This window comes from Bradyrhizobium sp. CCH5-F6, from assembly GCF_001556045.1.
GTDB lineage: Bacteria > Pseudomonadota > Alphaproteobacteria > Rhizobiales > Xanthobacteraceae > Bradyrhizobium.
The window spans coordinates 13853-28287 of sequence record NZ_LSIC01000174.1 but is presented as its reverse complement, the minus strand read 5'-3'; the positions used below and the strand labels follow the sequence as shown (position 1 = coordinate 28287).

The window sequence follows — 14435 nt, the reverse complement described above, 5'->3', positions numbered from 1 at the left end:
TCAGTCCTCGTCGCCAGGCTTGGAGAGTTCAGCCTTCAGGGGAAAGGTGTTGGAAGCCGCTATCGTTTCTCCGGCGGCGAGACCGGAGGTCACCTCAACCATCCCATCGTCGCGGCGGCCGAGCGCCACGTCCCGCTTCTCGAACCCATCGGAGGTCCGCACGAACACGACCTTGCGCCCATCCACGGTCTGGACAGCGGTCGCCGGCACTGTCACCGGGACCTGGCGGGACTGCACGGCGATGGCCGCCGTCACGAACGACCCGGGACGCCAGAGTCGATCCGGATTGTCCAAAGCCGCGACGACGCGCGCCGCCCGCGTTTCCTTGTCCAGCAACGGGCTAACGAAGATGACCTTGCCCGTCCCGACGCCGCTTCCGCCGCGGATCGACACCGCGACGCTCTGGCCTTCCCGAACCGACGGCAGATCTGACGAATTGACCATCATCTCGACCCAGACGCGACTGAGGTCGACGATCACGAAGAGTTCGGTCTCAAGGTTGTCCCTTCCGACGGCGGTCCCGAGCTCGACCTTGCGTTCGACCACCCGTCCGGAGATCGGCGCCCGTACGTTCTGCAGCCGCAGCGTCCCCTCCGGGGCCTGCGGAATCGCGGCAATTTCGCCCTCGTCGACGCCAAGCGCGAGCAGCTTTTGACGCGCGATGTCCAGACGCATCGCCGTCTGCGCGGCAGCGTTCCGCGACCTGATGTACTGTTGCTCGGGTATCGCCTTGCTGCTGTCCCAAGCAGTCTTGTCGCGGGCCGCCAGATCCTGCTGCAGATCGTTTGACAGTCGCGCGGCCATGTACTCGCTCTTAGCGTCGGCGACTTCCCGGCTCTCCAGCGCTCCGAGAACCTGTCCCTTCTCGACCTCGTCGCCGATGTTCTTGCGGAGCTCGGCGACGGTTCCCGACAGCTTCACCGACACGTGGGCGACGCGATCGGCGTCCGGCGCGATAACAGCCGGGACCGACAGTCTCGTTGCCATCGTCGCCGGGCCGGCCTTGGCCTGCTCGATCTTGGCCAGCGCGATCCGCTCTTCGTCCATCCGGATGACGGGCTTCCGCTCCTTCGCCTGCGGTCTGGATTGCTGCGGCGGCTCCGCCACAGCCAGGCCCACCGTCTTGCGCACCGCCGACGCGCCCGGCCCCCAGGCTGCGAACACGCCCGCCGCGACTATGGCGGCGAGAACTAGCGTCCAAATGAATTTTCGAGAGGACATCGGCGAACTTCCGGTCAGAGGTAGCGCGAGATCGCTTTGAACTCGGCGAGCACGTTCTTCGTCGGCTTCAAGGAGCCACCGTTGGCCGCGACGTCGAGGCAGTTGTCGACATGATCGTGGATGAGCGTCCGCTTCGCTTCGGTGATCGCCTTTTCGACCGCGTGAAGCTGCTGGGCCAGGTCTAGACAGGAGCGGCCGTCGTCGAACATCTCGATGACGCGGCGAAGATGGCCCTCCGCGCGCTTCAAGCGCTTGACAATCTGAGTGTGGCTTTCGTGGACGTGTTGCGTTGTCATCTTCGTGATCCTGTCCCTCGGGAGGGGATATTCTAATCCGGAATGGGTGAAACCATGCGCCGATGTTGACTAGTATAGGATACCCCCCTATCTTATAAGCATGTCGCACACGATCAAACACAAGTCAAAGCTGCTTGCCCGGGTTCGGCGCATTAAGGGACAACTTGACGCGGTCGAGCGGGCGCTGGAGGCGGAGCTCGGCTGCGCCGACGTGCTGATGCTGGTTGCGTCGGTCCGAGGCGCGGTCGGAGGTCTAACCACCGAACTGCTCGAAGACCACATCCGCCATCACGTCGTGGATCCCGCCCACGAAAAGGACCCGGAGAAGGCCAAGGGCGCCGCGGACCTGATCGAGGTCGTCCGAACGTACTTGAAGTGAGTCAAATGACCGACCTGTCTCAGCTGGTCCAACAGAGCAGCGCACACGCATGGCTATTCGTGCCCAGCGCGATCCTTCTCGGCGCACTGCACGGTCTCGAGCCTGGTCATTCGAAGACCATGATGGCGGCATTCATCATCGCCATCAGGGGCACCGTCCTTCAGGCCGTGCTCCTCGGACTGTCGGCAACCATCTCCCACACCGCGATCGTCTGGGTAATCGCACTCGCAGGCCTCCACTTCGGCCAAGAACTGTCCGGGCAACGCAGTGAGGCGTACCTGCAACTGGCTTCGGCCGTCATCATCATCGGCATCGCTGGCTGGATGGTCTGGCGCACCTGGAGGGAGCAGAACGAGGAGCATGACCATCACGACGAGCCGCAATCGATCACGCTGGCTGGGCAGTCGCTGTCGCTGGAGATCTTCGAAGACGGCGCGCCCCCACGGTGGCGGATCCGGAGCGAAAGCGGCGCGCTGCCGCCCGCCGATGACATCCGGGTGACGACGGTCCGCGGCGACGGCGCCGAGCAGACGTTCGCGTTTGCCACCCAGGATGGATACCTGGAGAGCCTCGGTGAGATTCCGGAGCCGCACGCGTTCAAGGCGCATGTCGCGCTCGCCGGCGACACGGCCGAGGTTCTGTTCGAGGAACAAGATCACGACCACATGGATCTCGGCGAAGAGGACGACGCGCACGCGCGCACACATGCAGCCGATATCCGTAAGCGCTTCGCGGGACGCACGGTCACGACCGCTCAGATCGTCCTCTTCGGTCTGACGGGCGGGCTGATCCCCTGCCCGGCGGCGATCACCGTGCTGCTACTCTGCATCCAGTTGAAGCAGTTCACCCTCGGCTTCGTCCTGGTGCTGTGCTTCGGCATCGGTCTCGCGATCACCATGGTCTCGGCCGGCGTCCTTGCCGCCCTCAGCCTGCGACACGTCGAGCGGCACTGGCGCGGCTTCAGCCGCTTGGCCCACCGGGCACCCTATGTGTCTGCAGCCTTGATCGTCCTCGTCGGGCTCTACACGGGGTGGATGGGCGTGCACGAACTCGTCTTGTGACGCGCAGGAAGCGCGGAGAAAGGAGCCTGGTTGTCAAGCAGGAGACCAGGGATGAGCGCACGCTTGCTCTTGATTGCCGTGATCGTCGCACCCTCCTTGCGTTGCACGCGCTTAGATCGCCGCCGATCCGCCGTGGAATCCACATCGCATCGACCAGTTGCCCGCTTCCATACGCCGGGCTGTCCTTGCGAAATGCCCATCGAAGCCCGGCGCGGCCCACTCCTTCGTGACCTACCTTGGCGGGAAGTGCACCTGCAGTACCTTCACTGCGAGGGCGTTACCTTTCTGCGACACGGCGGGATGCCAGCCTCCTTCGCCATCTGGCCGAAGGTCGCGTCAGGCGCGTCGACCTCGCTTATTCACTGTGAGAGACGCAAGATACGGCCAAGCCGTTCTCGCGTCCGGCACCCGGTCCAGAGCTCGCATCCGGAAATCGCAGCGTGATCTTGAGACCTGGTTTGTTGTCGGACAGTTCGATCACGGCTTGATGGAGGTCGGTAACGGCAGCAACCAGACTAAGTCCAAGGCCGTTTCCCGCCGTGGTGCGACTCCGCTCCAGGCGGTAAAATCGCCGGAACACGCGATCTCGCTCGGGTTCCGGGATGCCGGGACCGTCGTCGCTGACCTCCGCGATGACTGTGCCGCGCGAGTGAAATCCGCGCATGACGATACGCGTCTTCGTCGGTGTATGCCGCAGCGCGTTTTCCATCAGGTTGGAAAACAGTTGGATCAGAAGCTCGCGGTCGCCATGGATCGGAAGCTCGTCGGCAAGTTGCAGCTCCAAAGCTCGGCCGCCGTCCTCGATTGTCGGCTCGTAAGCATCCGCAACCGTCCGCATGACCTCCTCCAGATCGACCAAACGGAACGACGCGCGTCGAGCCCCGGCCTCGATTTGCGCGATCCTCAAAAGTGCCGAAAATGTCTCGAGGAGCTGGTCTGCGTTCTCGATGGCCTGATCGATGGCATGTTGATAATCGACTGGCGAGCACGCCCGCGCTTTGGCGGACTCGAGGCGCTGGCGCAGGTGAGTGAGCGGTGTCCGGAGATCGTGGGCAATATCGCTGGAGACCTGTCGCAGGCTCTCAAGCAAATCCGCGATGCGATCGAGCATCGTGTTCAAGGTCGAGGAAAGCCGATCGAAGTCGTCGCCCGAGCCCGTCAGGGCGATGCGCTGAGACAAGTCGCCGGCAATGATTGCTTCCGCAGTCCGGCTGACGTGGTCAACCCGCTTGAGCAGCGAGCGGGTGAAGAGGATCCCAGCCGCCAGACCGAGTACGAGTGCAAGGCCGAGCGCGATGAAAAACCCATTCAGGACCACATCTTCGACGTCCTCGACGCTTTCGAGATTGTCGGCAACGACGAGCGTCAAGCCGTTTGCCAATGCAGTCGACCCCACCAGGATCTGGTCGGTTGCGTCTTCGCCATTGGACCGAGGCACGATCTTCGGTCGTGCGGTCGACGTTGCGGCAAATTCAGCCAGATAGCTTTCACCGATCAGGACGTGGCCTTCGGCATTGACAATGGCATACTGCAGACGCCGCTTGGCGGCCGAAGATCGCTCCTCGATCGTAGAGCGCAAGCCCTCCATGCCGTGGCGCCGATATTCGGCCAGCAGCGACGAAGACTCCGCGTCCATGCGGTCCCGCGCCTGATGCTCAAGAGCGGACGTCACCGTGATTTCGGCAACCCAGGCGATGACAGAGACGGACAGTACGAAGACGACCGTGTGAAGCAGAGCGAAGCGGAACCCCGTGCTTCTAAAAAGTCTAGGGGCGGGCACGGAGAATGTATCCTGAACCGCGAACCGTCTCGATCAGCTCAGTGTCGAAACCGCGATCGATTTTTGACCGCAGCCGGCTAATGTGAGTTTCTACGATGTTCGTTTTTGGATCGAAATGGAAATCCCAGACACTCTCCAAGAGCATCGTGCGCGTTACGACCCGACCAGCATTGCGCATCAAATACTCCAGCAGACGGAATTCGCGGGGTTGTAAGTCGATGTCCAGACCGGCGCGCCGCACTTCTCGGCTGATCAGGTCCATCTCCAGGTCCGCGACTTTCAACACGGTCTCGACTTGGGCCATTGGCGGCCGTCGGGCCAGGGCATTGATCCGGGCCGACAGCTCGGCAAACGCGAACGGCTTGACGAGGTAGTCGTCCGCGCCGGCCTCGAGGCCTTCGACGCGATCACCGACGCCAGACATCGTTGTCAGAAAGAGCACTGGGGTCTTGAGTCCCGTCGCACGGGCCGTCTTGACCACCGAGAGGCCGTCGAGATGGGGAAGCATCCGGTCGACGATCAGGATATCGTAGGCCTCGCTGGTCGCCATGAACAAACCGTCACGACCATTTGTCGCGATGTCCACCACGTGACCCTGTTCCCGCAAGCCCCGCCTGAGATAGGACCCCGTCTCGGCGTCGTCCTCGATTACAAGAACACGCATCGCCTGCATCTCCCATCGCATGAGCCCGCCGCCTCGCGATCAGGTACGATCCTACAATGCCGGCGCGTCGTCAAACGCGCCGCTCGACCGGAACGGCCTCCTCGCCCTCGTGGCTGAGCGTCATATAGACTATCACGCCGGCAATAACGGTCAGGAACACCGCGCTCGTGATCACGGTGCCAAGTTCCAAGCCGCCATTTCCGATCGGTTGCGACAGGAGATCGCCGAAGGATGCGCCCATCGGGCGCGTCACAATATAGGCGAGCCAGAATGCGAGGATGGAGTTCATCTTCAGCCCGAAATAGCCGAATGCAATAACGGCGATGACTGTGCCGTACATCAGCCCGGCCTGCAGATAGCCCAGGTTCAGGCCTTCAGCGGCGAGGTCTCCGGCGGCCGTGCCGAGGGCGAAGGTCAACAAGATAGCCAGCCAGTAAAACAGTTCGCGCCGGGTGGTGTAGATGGTATGAATGGAAAGCGTCCTTTCGACCAGATACCATACGGCGAAGGTCGCCGCGAGGGCGATGGCGAAGCCGATGCTGGCGGCCTCTTGGCTGACGCCGAGGTGATCGACAAGGTTGTCGGTGAGCAGGGTGCCGACAATGCTGACCAGAACCACGATCACCCAGTAGATCCAGGGGACATATCTCTTCTGCGCAAACTGCACCATCAGCGCGGCGAGCAAGAGCCCGCTCATCAGCAAGGATGTCTTCGAGAGGCCGAGACCCAAATTTGCGTTGAGGAAGTCTGCCGCCGTCTCGCCGACGGTCACGGCCATGAGTTTGATCAACCAGAAGTCGACCGTTACCTTCGGTACGCGATTGTAGATGGCGCTTGCGGTCAGCTGGGTTGCATGCATCGGATCGGCTCCTATTCAAGAATTGCTGCCAATTGCGTACGGCTCCCGCGCGTTTGACACGCAAGACGACGGTCAAAAACATTCGAGAAGATGCGCGAGGGGAAGGAACTGGAGCCGCCGTGTAGCGGCCCCAGTCGTCGAGATCAGTCGTCGTCGCCTTCGTGGCCGTTCTCGTTCTGCTCGTTGTCGGCAGTGACGGTTTTCACCACCTTGCCCGATTGGGGGTCGATCAGCACCTTGTGGCGGGTGCCGCCCTTGAGGACCTGCACTTCGAGATAGACGGTACCATCTTGATCCTCGATGCCCGAGCCGACGGCCTTGCCGCCGACCGCTTGTTCTGCGGTTGCCATGGCCTCTGCCATACTGACCTTGGCGTTGGCCATGACCGCCGCTTCGTCGGTCGGAGCATCGCGGTTTTTGGCGTAAGCCGCGACCGAGCCGCCGATCGCGCCCGAGGCAAGAGTACCGGCCAGGATAGCGGTCATAAGTTTGGTGCGGAGCATTGGTGTCTCCTTTCGTCCGCCGCGAAGCGAAGGCTTCGCTGATAGGCCGAACCATGACCGGGAGAGCATTGCCTGAATTCGACCGACGCTATACGTTTTGGTAATGATCGCCCGGATATCGCGACGGGCGCCGCGACTTGCGGTCCGCCTCGGGCCCCTAAAATCCATTATGGAAAACGGATGATCACCTCGGTGATCGGCTGACGCAAGGCGACTGTCGCGCGCATCACGATGGCCGCCAATAGCGCCGTGCCCATGCCGCCAACTACGTCCGAAACGTAGTGCGTTCCGACGTAGATGCGCGAGACCATCAGCAGCGCCGCCGGAATCGCCAAGATCAGCGCGCGGAGCCGGCGATGCTGCAGCAGTGTCGCGGCGACGATCGCCATCGCGGCCGTGGCATGATCTGAAGGAAAGGAGGGGTCGGAGCTGGGTGCGACGATGAGATGGGTTACACCTAGCTCGTAGGGGCGGAGACGACTTACAAACAACAGGATAAACTGGTTGATGAGGAGACCGAAAAGAAAGGTCAGTCCGGCGTCGACCGCGAGCATCCTCTCGTTTGCCCTGTCCTCACGTTGCCACCACCGCACCGCGACCGCCAGAACCATGACCGGAATCGTGAAATCCGTCACCCCGATCATGAACCAATCGAGCATAGGACGATGTCCGGCCGAGCTGTTGAGCCACTGAGTAAGCGCGATATCGAGACCTTGTCGCATGCGTGGTGCTAAGCCTCCAGGAAAGCAATGCCAATCTGGGTTTGCGTTCTCCAGGCGACCCGGCAGGCCTTTCGCGCGTTGTCGGCGTTGACAAGAAGGATGAACTCGTCCGGAATTCCGCAGGTGTTTTCGACATTCAGCGCAGCGCCACCTCGCGACAAGTTCTTGATGGTGCAGTCGATGATTGAGCGCCCGTGGTTGAAAACAATCTTGCCACCCTTGAAGGTGCGCCGTCTCTCCGCTTGCCGCTTCTCCATGACTGCCCCGGCTCGGCGCGATCCATCCGACGAGAACCGGAGCCTAGCAGTCAACACCTGACTGGGCCCTCACCAAAACTATACCGATTTGTAATGTCGGCTCACCGATTTCTAGCGAGTACGGGGCAGTTTCAATGTATGCGACGCTCGCAGTCCTCATCTTCCGGATGAGGCGATAGCATTCGACTTGTCGTTTGCAGTCTGCCCTCGCGCCGCCTTGCAGTCCGCACAATACGAAATCGTATAGAGCCGGTAACCGCGCGGAAGGAGAACAGATTGCACTCTGCGCGTTGTCGCGTCGTTCAAATCAAGAGGTGCTCACATGCAAGAGAGAAATGCCGGTCGCCATGCAGGGCAGGACTTCTCATCACCGTCTGCTTCAATCGAACTGCAGGATTTTGCCACCAAAGTACCGGCGGTTACTCTCTCGTTCTGGGTGATCAAGATCGCCGCCACCACGCTGGGCGAGACCGGCGGCGATACCGTTAGCATGACGTTGCATTGGGGGTACCTCGCCAGCACCGCGCTGTTTCTCTCGATCCTTGCGGTCTTGGTTGTGCTGCAGACTGCAGCGAAGAGGTTCCACCCGTTCCTTTACTGGGCCACCATCATCGCATCGACCACGGCCGGCACGACCATGGCTGATTTTGCCGATCGCTCGCTCGGTATCGGCTATGCTGGCGGCTCCTCGATCCTATTTGCTTGCGTCATCTTTACCCTGGGTTTGTGGTACTGGTCGCAGGGATCGATCTCCGTCGACACCGTGAACACGCCAAAGGTCGAGGCATTCTATTGGGCGGCGATCACCTTCTCGCAAACCCTGGGCACCGCTCTGGGCGACTGGACGGCCGATTCGACCGGGCTTGGGTACGAAGGCGGGGCGATTGTCTTTGCGGCAGGACTTGCCGTCCTCGCAGCGCTGTATTATCGGACCACAGTTTCACATGTTCTGCTGTTCTGGGCTGCGTTTATCCTGACACGACCATTGGGCGCGACCGTGGGCGACTTCTTCGACAAGCCCGTCAGCCAGGGCGGTCTGCACCTGAGCCGCCCTATCGCTTCGGCCGTGATTGCCGTCTTCATCGTCGCCTGCCTCTTGATTTTCCCTCAGCGGGCCGGCCGACATCCGGCAGGGCGCCTCGCCAGCGATGCGGTCTAAACCCTCAGCCCACCTGGCAAAACGCGGCCCGGCGTCAGGTGAAGCAGCACCCAAAGGAAGCCTGTGCAGGACATGAGGATGACAACCCCATTGCAGTACGGCACCACCGCGAGAGTTCTTCACTGGCTCGTTGTCGTACTGCTGTTCGCGCAATATTCGATTGGATGGCTGATGCCGGACATTCACCGCGGCGAGCAGCCGGGCATCGCCACGACCCTCCACGCCAGCTTGGGGATCCTGATCCTGGCCGTAATGCTGCTGCGGTTCGCATGGCGGCTTACCCATCCTGTCGCGCCAGAGAGCTCGCTGTCCACCTGGCAGCGCTTGAGCTCGGAAATGGTGCACTGGTCGCTTTACGCGCTGGTGCTCGCGACGACGCTCACAGGATGGCTGTTCGCCTCTTTTCGTGGCTGGTCGGTCTCCTTCTTGTTCCTGACGCCGCTGCCGATGCTGGGTTCTGTCGATGCGACCGCCGCTCGAGCCATTGATGGCCTCCACCAAGCCATGGAATGGACCCTGCTGGCGTTCATCGTTATCCATGTGTCGGCAGCCCTATTGCACATCCTGCTGTACCGCGATGGGGTCGTGCAGCGGATGCTACGATAGAGCCCTTTCGTCGCGCGCGTTCGCGGGCGGCGTGGAGCATCGCAGCTTCATCCGCGGGATCTCGGAATCAGATAGATTTCCATGCCGGGCGCGTCATCGAGCGACCAGCTGGAAGGCCACCCGTTCAGGAGCCCGGCCCCTCCTTGAGGGGGCGGCCACGCCTCTCATGGCTTTCGCGCCCGGCCACGTTCGGAACAGCCGGCCTGCCAAGGTCCATCACAACAGACCCAGGCTGCGGACCAGCATGTAGATTGCGACTGCGAATATGAGCGCCGCAAACACGGTGTTCAACGCGCCTTTGCGGCCAGCGAGGGAGGTCGCGGAGCGGGCGCCGAGAAGCCCGCCGAGAACGCCGCCGACGATGAACAACCCGGCGAGAGACCAATCCACAAGGCCGGACAAGGCGTAGTTCGCCGCAGTTGTCAGCCCGAACGCGGTGACCGCCAGGAGTGAGGAACCCACCGCGTACAAGATCGGCATGCCGGTGGCTGCGATCAGGGCGGGCACGATCAGGAAGCCACCGCCGATCCCGAAGAAGCCGGATAAGGATCCCGTGACGAGGCCGAAGGCCACAAGCTTCGGCAGATTTTCCCGATTGAGCCTCACCGAGAGCTCGCCCTCGCCAGAGCGGCCTTTCATCATTAGCGCGCCCACCACCAACATGACGATGGCGAAAAGTGCGAGCAGCTTCTGGCCATCGATGATCTTGCCGAGAGTGGAGCCGAGAAAGGCGCCAGCTATGCCTGCAAGCGCGAACACCGAGGCGCAGCGCCACTTCACGTTACCGGCGCGGACGTGATTCGCCAGGTTGGCGGCAGCGTTTGCCGCGACGGCGATCGCGCTCGTCCCGATCGCGACATGAGGATCCGCTACCCCAACCAGATAGATCAGCAGCGGAACCGCCAGAATGGAACCGCCGCCTCCTACCAGGCCCAGCGAGAAGCCTACCAGCGAGCCGGAGGCCAGACCGAGCGCGCCTTGGGTCAGGGACAGCATGGCGACAACTCCTCCTTCATGCGGCTCGCGCCGGCGCGCCGTAAACTTCGCGGTTCCATGGCGCCCGCATGAGGATGCGGGCCATGCTGCAAAAGCCTGTGAGCCCGGCCGTCATCAGTCCGGCACCCACCAAAGCCGGCACGGCGAAGAACCAAGGCGAGGCCAAAAGGCCGAGCAGCGTGCCAGCGAAGACGAGACTTCCGGCCCCGATCTGCACCTGCCGCTGAAGCTCGATCGGCAGCCGTCGGTCGGTCACAACCGGCAGACCAGCCTTGCGCCAAGCGTCGAGCCCGCCATCAACGACGAAGGCCTCGCAAGCGGCATCGAGTGTTGCGACGAGCCGGGGCGCATTGGCTTGGGTACGGGCGCCGCTCTTGCAATGAAAGATGATCGGCTTGCGATGCCCCCCGACATCGGCTTCGTCGAGTTTCGACAATGGCAGGTTTCGCGCCCCCGGAATTATCTCGCGCGCGTGCTCGTCTGCTTCGCGGATATCGATGAGGGTGGTGCCCTCGTCGAGTAGACGGCGGGCGTCCGTCGGGTTGATAGTCGGTAGCGACATTCCTAGTTCCTTCTTGGCTTATCTGCTCTTGGCTTTGACGGGCGTGCAAAACAGCTTGTGCAGCGTGGCAAAGAGCTGCTCGATGCGCGGATCGGCGATGCGATACCAGAGCGTCTGGCTTTCCCGCCGGAAAGTGACGAGACCCTCATCGCGCATCTTCGCGAGATGCTGCGAGAGCGCCGATTGCGACAGGCCGACGGCCTCGGCGAGGGAACTCACGTTGTCCTCCCCGCATTCAACGAGCCTGCACAGGATCATCAGCCGGCGCTCGTTTGCGATAGCCCGCAGGACGGAGGCCACTTCAACTGCCTGCTTCTCGAAAGTTTCCGGATCGAATGTTGAGGAGGCCATCGTCCTGTTCCCCTTATTTGAGCCATTGCTTAATTAGATATTGCTAATATATCCGTCAAGTCCGACCGAGCAATGGCATCAGGGAGTTCCAGAATGTCACCACCAATGATCCGATCGTTCTTCGACGAGCCGACCAACACGGTGAGCTACCTGGTCGCCGATCCGGCGACCAAAAAGGCCGCGATCATCGATCCGGTGTTCGACTACGACCACAATTCCGGTGAGGTGGATACGCGCTCTGTCGAGGCGATGCTGGCAGCCGCCGAACGAGCGGGCAACACCATCGAATGGGTTCTGGAGACCCATGCTCATGCCGACCATCTCTCGGGCGCGCCTTTCATCAAGGCGAAGACCGGCGCGAAGATCGGCATAGGCGAGCACATCAAGGACGTGCAGCGCATCTTCCGACCGATCTTCAACGCTACGGACTTGAAGACCGACGGCAGCGACTTCGATCATCTGTTCCGCGACGGCGAGCGCTTCAAGATCGGCGAACTCGAGGTCGAGATTCTCTACACGCCGGGGCATACGCCGGCGGACATCTCGTACAAGATCGGGGATGCCGTATTCGTCGGCGACACTCTGTTCATGCCCGACTACGGCACCGCGCGCGCCGATTTCCCCGGCGGCGATGCACACGGGCTCTACCGGTCGATCAAGCGGCTGCTGGCGCTGCCGCAGGAGACGCGGCTCTTCATGTGTCACGACTACAAGGCTCCCGGCCGCGACACGTTTGCCTGGGAAACCACGGTGCGCGAGCAGCGCGAGAGAAACGTCCACGTCAAGGACGGCGTCACCGAAGATGAATTCGTGGCCATGCGGCAGGCGCGCGACACCAAACTGTCGGCACCGAGGCTGCTGCTGCCTTCCATTCAGGTCAACATCCGCGCCGGCAAATTCCCGCCGGCCGAAGCCAACGGGGTGCGCTATCTCACGATCCCCGTGAAACTCAAGGGCGGCGCGCAGACCTGCGTGTAGGCCCCCGGCGATCGTTCATGCCGCGGCACCGGTCGCTGATCAGACGTCGAACGTCAGCTCCGACCGGGTGCCGCTGCCACCTTCGCGGTTCGATATGGTGAGTTTCGCTCCGACCTTTGCGAGCGCGAGCTTGACGATGGCAAGGCCCAGCCCGCTTCCGATCGGGCTCCTCAGTCTACCCCGGAAGAAGCGTTTTCCGATTTGATCGAGTTCGTCGGCGGGGATACCCGGCCCTTCGTCCTCGATGGTGATGGCATTGCCCCGGGCCATCCAGACGACCCGTCCCTCGCTAGTGTACTGCATCGCGTTTTCGTGCAGGTTCCGCAGCGCGAGCTGGAGGCAGTCGGCGTTCGTATTCAGCACCATAGCCCGGACGCTGGCGTCGATCGTCACCGTCGTCTGTTCGTGCCTTGGAGTGGCGACGACGATCTCCTCGAGGATCGGACCGACCGCGACCGGCGCCAACGGTGCATCGACCGTTTCGGAGTCCAGCCTTGCGATCGTCAGCAGTTGGCGCACCAGGCGCGTGCTCCTGTCGACGGCTCTCACGATCTGTTCGAGCGCCCCCCGCACGACCTTCGGGTCGTCGGCGGCCAAAGCCACCTGGGCCTGCGTCTTCAGTCCTGCCAGCGGCGTGCGCAGTTCGTGCGCCGCGAAGGCGGTCACTTCGCGTTCATGCCGGCGCGCGGCCTCAACCCGGCTGAGAAGCCCGTTGAGGGCGACTGCGAGCGGCCTGACCTCGGTCGGAGCACGTTCGGTTTCGACGTGCCGCATGTCGTCCGGCTCGCGCGCGCCGAGGTCCTGGGCCATCTGCCGCAAGGGACGAAGACCCTGCCCCACGCTCGCCCAGATCGCGGCGCCGAGCAGCGGCGCGATCAGCAGCGCCGGCCACATCAGCCCCTTGATCAGGTCGGTCACCAGCCGCTCCCGCAGCCCAACACGGTCCCCCACCAACACGCGCAGATTGTGATCGGCGTCCTCAACCGAGAACACGCGCCAGGGTTCGCCGTTGATGATCCGGTCCGAGAACCCTGAGGCGGCGGGTGAGAGCTGCTGATCGGGTGCGCCGCTCGATTTCGCGACCATGCGGCCATCGAGAGACCAGATCTGGCACGACAATTGTCGTTCGTAGCTGCCGAGCGGCTGTAGCGCGGCGGGTGTCGAGCCTGCGGGGAGAGCATCGAAGCCGGATGCAAGCGAAGCCACCATGCGCGCGGCCTCCTGCAGGCGCGTGTCGAGAACATGCTCCACTTCGTCCCTGGTTCCGACGTAGATCCAGACGACCGCCGCCAACCAGACGATCCCAGTCGCGGCAAGTAGCATCGCGAACAACCTTAGCCTCAAGGACCTCATCGGCCCGTCCCCATCCGATAGCCTACGCCGCGCAGCGTCTGGATCGCGTCTTTGCCGATCTTGTTGCGGAGATTATGGATGTGAACCTCGATCGCGTTGCTTTCGACGTCCTCTTGCCATCCATAGAGGCGCTCCTCAAGTTCGGCGCGCGAACGGACCTGCTCCGGACGCTCCATCAGCGCCGCCAGAATCGCGAACTCGCGGCGCGACAGGTTGATCGGCTCGCCGGCGACGGTCGCCGATAGATCAGCCGGCGAGAGCACGATGGCGCCGTAGGTCATGGTCGGGGCCGCACGCCCGCCTTCCCGGCGGACGATGGCGCGCAGGCGCGCTGCCAGTTCATCGAGGTCGAAGGGTTTCGCCAGGTAGTCGTCAGCTCCGGAATCCAGGCCCGAAACCTTGTCGCCGACGCGGTCGCGCGCCGTCAGGAGCAGAACGGGCGTGGCGTCCCGCCGTCCTCGGAGCCTGCGCAGCAGATCCAGGCCACTTCCATCCGGCAGCATGATGTCGAGCACGATTGCCGAGTAGCGCGACGTCGCGAGCGCGTGGTCGGCGTCCTCGCAGGTTTCGACCGCGTCGACCGTGGCGCCGGTCAACGACAGTCCCGCCCGCAGACCATCGGCCAGGATCGGATCGTCTTCGACGACGAGTATGCGCATCAGTACCTCCGAGGTTCCTCTCGGTCCCC

Annotated in this window: 18 protein-coding genes; 5 read left to right on the top strand and 13 right to left on the bottom strand. The window is 62.6% G+C overall.

Annotation, left to right across the window (positions count from 1 at the left end; genetic code table 11):
• Together AX729_RS29450 and AX729_RS29445 are read right to left on the bottom strand one after the other, a co-directional pair.
• The gene (locus AX729_RS29450; protein ID WP_061027692.1) at positions 1-1221 is read right to left on the bottom strand and encodes an efflux RND transporter periplasmic adaptor subunit; all 1221 of its coding nucleotides are present in this window, start codon (positions 1219-1221) and stop codon (positions 1-3) included.
• 14 nt (positions 1222-1235) lie between these two features.
• Positions 1236-1517 carry a metal-sensing transcriptional repressor gene (locus AX729_RS29445; RefSeq protein ID WP_061027691.1) on the bottom strand — a complete coding sequence of 94 codons (282 nt, stop codon included), beginning with the start codon at positions 1515-1517 and terminating at the stop codon, positions 1236-1238.
• Between the two features lie 100 nt (positions 1518-1617).
• On the opposite strand from AX729_RS29445, the gene AX729_RS29440 reads away from it, so the two are divergent.
• On the top strand, positions 1618-1896 hold the full coding sequence (locus tag AX729_RS29440) for a metal/formaldehyde-sensitive transcriptional repressor (RefSeq protein ID WP_061027690.1): 279 nt from the start codon (positions 1618-1620) through the stop codon (positions 1894-1896).
• A gap of 5 nt (positions 1897-1901) precedes the next feature.
• The gene (locus AX729_RS29435) at positions 1902-2957 is read left to right on the top strand and encodes a HoxN/HupN/NixA family nickel/cobalt transporter (protein ID WP_061027689.1); all 1056 of its coding nucleotides are present in this window, start codon (positions 1902-1904) and stop codon (positions 2955-2957) included.
• A 355-nt stretch (positions 2958-3312) separates the two neighbouring features.
• Here AX729_RS29435 and AX729_RS29430 read toward each other — a convergent pair whose 3' ends face one another.
• The 6 genes from AX729_RS29430 to AX729_RS29405 form a co-directional block, all read right to left on the bottom strand.
• Positions 3313-4737, bottom strand: a complete 1425-nt coding sequence (locus AX729_RS29430; RefSeq protein WP_063817307.1) for a HAMP domain-containing sensor histidine kinase — start codon at positions 4735-4737, stop codon at positions 3313-3315.
• A complete protein-coding gene (locus tag AX729_RS29425) occupies positions 4724-5401 on the bottom strand; it encodes a winged helix-turn-helix domain-containing protein (protein ID WP_061027710.1) in 678 nt (225 codons plus the stop codon). The genes AX729_RS29430 and AX729_RS29425 overlap by 14 nt, the downstream gene beginning before the upstream one ends.
• Before the next feature lie 70 nt (positions 5402-5471).
• A complete protein-coding gene (locus tag AX729_RS29420; RefSeq protein ID WP_061027687.1) occupies positions 5472-6260 on the bottom strand; it encodes a COG4705 family protein in 789 nt (262 codons plus the stop codon).
• A 143-nt stretch (positions 6261-6403) separates the two neighbouring features.
• Positions 6404-6763 carry a PepSY domain-containing protein gene (locus AX729_RS29415; RefSeq protein ID WP_061027686.1) on the bottom strand — a complete coding sequence of 120 codons (360 nt, stop codon included), beginning with the start codon at positions 6761-6763 and terminating at the stop codon, positions 6404-6406.
• 167 nt (positions 6764-6930) lie between these two features.
• Entirely contained in the window at positions 6931-7422 is a 492-nt protein-coding gene (locus AX729_RS29410; protein ID WP_245325447.1) for a phosphatase PAP2 family protein, read from the bottom strand.
• A gap of 71 nt (positions 7423-7493) precedes the next feature.
• On the bottom strand, positions 7494-7742 hold the full coding sequence (locus tag AX729_RS29405) for a PilZ domain-containing protein (RefSeq protein ID WP_061027684.1): 249 nt from the start codon (positions 7740-7742) through the stop codon (positions 7494-7496).
• Between the two features lie 322 nt (positions 7743-8064).
• On the opposite strand from AX729_RS29405, the gene AX729_RS29400 reads away from it, so the two are divergent.
• The gene (locus AX729_RS29400; RefSeq protein WP_082770570.1) at positions 8065-8901 is read left to right on the top strand and encodes a COG4705 family protein; all 837 of its coding nucleotides are present in this window, start codon (positions 8065-8067) and stop codon (positions 8899-8901) included.
• A gap of 78 nt (positions 8902-8979) precedes the next feature.
• On the top strand, positions 8980-9507 hold the full coding sequence (locus AX729_RS29395) for a cytochrome b (protein ID WP_061027683.1): 528 nt from the start codon (positions 8980-8982) through the stop codon (positions 9505-9507).
• 216 nt (positions 9508-9723) lie between these two features.
• On the opposite strand, the gene AX729_RS29390 is transcribed toward AX729_RS29395, so the two are convergent.
• From AX729_RS29390 to AX729_RS29380, 3 genes are read right to left on the bottom strand one after another with little or no spacing between them, the layout of a single operon-like run.
• Entirely contained in the window at positions 9724-10503 is a 780-nt protein-coding gene (locus tag AX729_RS29390) for a sulfite exporter TauE/SafE family protein (RefSeq protein ID WP_061027682.1), read from the bottom strand.
• A 16-nt stretch (positions 10504-10519) separates the two neighbouring features.
• Positions 10520-11065, bottom strand: a complete 546-nt coding sequence (locus tag AX729_RS29385; RefSeq protein ID WP_061027681.1) for a rhodanese family protein — start codon at positions 11063-11065, stop codon at positions 10520-10522.
• 18 nt (positions 11066-11083) lie between these two features.
• Positions 11084-11416, bottom strand: a complete 333-nt coding sequence (locus AX729_RS29380; protein WP_061027680.1) for an ArsR/SmtB family transcription factor — start codon at positions 11414-11416, stop codon at positions 11084-11086.
• Between the two features lie 93 nt (positions 11417-11509).
• Between AX729_RS29380 and AX729_RS29375 the strand changes: the two genes are divergently transcribed.
• On the top strand, positions 11510-12394 hold the full coding sequence (locus AX729_RS29375; RefSeq protein WP_061027679.1) for an MBL fold metallo-hydrolase: 885 nt from the start codon (positions 11510-11512) through the stop codon (positions 12392-12394).
• A 39-nt stretch (positions 12395-12433) separates the two neighbouring features.
• Here AX729_RS29375 and AX729_RS29370 read toward each other — a convergent pair whose 3' ends face one another.
• Positions 12434-13747, bottom strand: a complete 1314-nt coding sequence (locus AX729_RS29370) for an ATP-binding protein (protein ID WP_061027678.1) — start codon at positions 13745-13747, stop codon at positions 12434-12436.
• The gene (locus AX729_RS29365; protein ID WP_061027677.1) at positions 13744-14406 is read right to left on the bottom strand and encodes a response regulator; all 663 of its coding nucleotides are present in this window, start codon (positions 14404-14406) and stop codon (positions 13744-13746) included. The genes AX729_RS29370 and AX729_RS29365 overlap by 4 nt, the downstream gene beginning before the upstream one ends.
• Between the last annotated feature and the right edge of the window lie 29 nt (positions 14407-14435).